This is a genomic window from Bacillus sp. GMs2/2 (assembly GCF_050172095.1).
GTDB lineage: Bacteria > Bacillota > Bacilli > Bacillales > Bacillaceae_G > Bacillus_A > Bacillus_A cereus.
On record NZ_JBNLYE010000622.1, the window covers coordinates 1 to 1,625 of the forward strand.

Here is a 1,625-nt window from a genome sequence, read left to right on the forward strand (position 1 = left end):
GCTCCCTCGCCGGTTGGCATCCCCAAAACGGTTCGTTTTGAGGAACTGCCAAGAGGGTGATGAATCAGTTGCACGTGTCAACTCCTTAATGCTCCCTTCATGGATCAGCACAAACCGCTGAACCATTCCAGTCCGCTTACCGTTGACACTTACCGTTTATGTAACTTTTAAAATTATATTTTTATAACTGTTTAATACACAAAAAACTCTTTTGAATACCAAAAGAGTTTTTTGTGTATTAAACAGTTATAGAAGTGAATTTTATGTCAAATATATTGTATGCATATCTATTTGATACGGTGAAAAGTATTCAAGTAGTATTTCCTTGTTTTTGGGTGAGAGTGCTGGCTGGGGGTTTGGGGGCTAGCCCCCAGGAACTTCACGTAAATGAATAAGGAGTAAGCTTATTTTTTGGAACGATAGAACTGGCGGTTCGGCGGGTATAATTACTAATCCAAGTCGAACAACCTATATCCTCGTTTTTGGTCTGTTCGGCTTGGCGATACACCAATTCCCGCCGAATTTCATAATACAAGGGCAAAAGAGTGGAGATTTTTTGAGTGGGGTTCTCAAAAAATACTACTCGACCCTTGTATTATGAAAAGCCACTTTTATAGATATAGAAAGGAAATTCGTAGAAAGGTAGTAATATCAATAGTTTTAGAGTTTAGTATGTTTCATGAGAGTTTACATTAATGTATCGTCTGGTGCAACATAGTTGCAACTTTATGTTTCTTTTTTGAAACAAGCTGTTGCAATAATAAATTACGAATGGTAAAATCAGGACATGAAACAAGTTGTTTCAAAAACTACACATTAATGTATAGTGAGGTGTTACATATGTTTGCAGGAAAAGAAAAAGATACAGAAGTTAAATACGTAGCCATAGAAGATGCTGAAATCTTTGATAGTGCTAGTGAAGCTCTAGAAGCTAAAAGAGCAAAAGAAAGCCAAAAGAACAAGAATTTTATACAAATCAGTAGAGGTTTAGGAACAAAAGCATTAGCTTATATCATTTCTGAAAATGCAGTTGCTGGACAACTTTATATGTTCTTCATAGAGAATATGGATGTTAATAGCAATAGCATAATGGCTTCACATAAAATTTTAGAAGAGGTTACTGGAAAATCAAGAACAACGATATTTAGAGCAATTTCATGTCTAGAAGAAAACGGATTGATTGCTATTGGTAAAGTGGGAAATACAAACGTGTATATCCTAAATCCAGAAGTAGCTTGGGCTACGAGTAGAGATAAAAAAGACTTCGTTAATTTCAAAGGTAATATTCTTCTTGGACGTACAGAAAACAAAGACCTGTTTAATAAATTTGAACGTTCAAAGTACATTAAAACAAATGTTTTGAGGTAATGAGTAAGGTTATTCAAAATTTTAAAAGACAAATAAAAAGGCACTCCCTCTGACCAGGGAGCACCTACATCTTTGAATCTGCACACACGATATATGCCTTTTTATTTTCCTATAAATCTTTTTTAAATACAAGGAGGATGAAAAGTATGACTGCAAACCAAATGTTAGAAATGATTGTGGAGCAAAGTGTACAAGAATTAGCGAAAATCGAGAATCTTGAGGAATTACACAAACACCAAGATAAATTCACTTTTGAG

The 1,625-nt window shown here is 34.8% G+C and carries 1 protein-coding gene; it reads left to right on the plus strand.

The features are described from left to right. Window positions 1–840: 840 nt before the first annotated feature. Window positions 841–1,368 carry a replication/maintenance protein RepL gene (locus tag ACQGS6_RS28040; protein ID WP_176549753.1) on the plus strand — a complete coding sequence of 176 codons (528 nt, stop codon included), beginning with the start codon at window positions 841–843 and terminating at the stop codon, window positions 1,366–1,368. Window positions 1,369–1,625: the final 257 nt, after the last annotated feature.

Coding starts and splice junctions, on each gene's coding strand:
- ACQGS6_RS28040 (WP_176549753.1), top strand. CDS start 841: ATGTTTGCAGGAAAAGAAAAAGATACAGAAGTTAAATACGTAGCCATA.